Annotated in this window: 1 protein-coding gene; it reads right to left on the reverse strand. The window is 33.5% G+C overall.

The window, feature by feature from the left end; translation table 11 throughout:
* Window positions 1-23: 23 nt before the first annotated feature.
* A complete protein-coding gene (locus tag GMC_RS23295; RefSeq protein ID WP_029489529.1) occupies window positions 24-1,049 on the reverse strand; it encodes an IS630 family transposase in 1,026 nt (341 codons plus the stop codon).
* Window positions 1,050-1,057: the final 8 nt, after the last annotated feature.

A 1,057-nucleotide genomic window follows, 5' to 3' on the forward strand; every position in this document is an offset into this window, starting at 1 on the left:
CCCGACGGCAATAAATAGAGATTTTATGCTGCGTATTTTATATCCTTATGGTTAAAATATTTAGCTACTCTTTGGCTATTTTCAGTTAGCATTTTCATATGATTCTTGACATTTTCTTCAAGCTGTTTTTCGTTTTTAGGAGCAGGTTTTTCAGATAAAGCATATTTTAAATCACAGTTTAGATACTCATCAGGGTTTTTCTCTGGAGAATAAGAAGGCAAGAAGAATAACTCAATATGTTCCAGTTTTTCTTCAATCCATTTCTTTACTATTTTACTGTGATGAACTCTTAAATTATCTAGGATTAAAAATATTTTTTGTGTTTTATCTTTGATAAGCTGTTCTAGAAATTCAATGAATCTATCAGCATTCATAGTTCCTGAGTAAATCATAAATTGAACACTTCCTTGATTAGTTACTGTAGAAATCATGTTTACAGAAAAACGTTTAGACATACTTTTCTTTACAGGCGTTTTTCCTTTGGGAGCATAAGAACGACCATGTTGATTAGCGTTTCTTACTCCTGTTTCATCACCCCATTGTATTTCTGCATTTTCCTCTTTAGCGCGTTTCTTAATGGCTGGATATTGTTCATCTAACCATAATTGCACTTTTTTAGAACATTGTTCGTAAGCTTGTTTCTTGGGTTTTTGAGGACTAAATCCCCAAGAGCGTAGATAATCCCCCATTGTATTTATCGCTAATTTTACACCAAATTCACGTTCCACTAATTCCTTTACAGCTTTGCGTGTCCATAAAGCAAAATCCAATTTTAGTTGATCTGGCATAACATCTGTAATCATGCGTTGGATCTCTAACTCTTGAGTGCTACTAAGTAATTTTTTATCCTCAGAGCTAACACCGCGCTTATTATCTGTCAACCCTTTAATCCCTTCTTTTTTATGTTTTTTAACCCAATTAGTAATTGTGTTTGGGTTAACTCCGTACATCATAGCTACTTTTTTCTTTTGAACACCTGAATTAATTTGCTTGATCGCTCGTTTGCGTATTTCCTTTCTGCTTGCAGAATCTACTGATCTAAAATCCATATCCTTCA

The organism is Aquimarina agarivorans (assembly GCF_000218485.1).
Taxonomy (GTDB): Bacteria; Bacteroidota; Bacteroidia; order Flavobacteriales; family Flavobacteriaceae; genus Aquimarina; species Aquimarina agarivorans.

Bases quoted from the DNA above. Each gene is read 5' to 3' on its own strand.
- GMC_RS23295 (WP_029489529.1), bottom strand. From the start codon at position 1,049: ATGGATTTTAGATCAGTAGATTCTGCAAGCAGAAAGGAAATACGCAAA.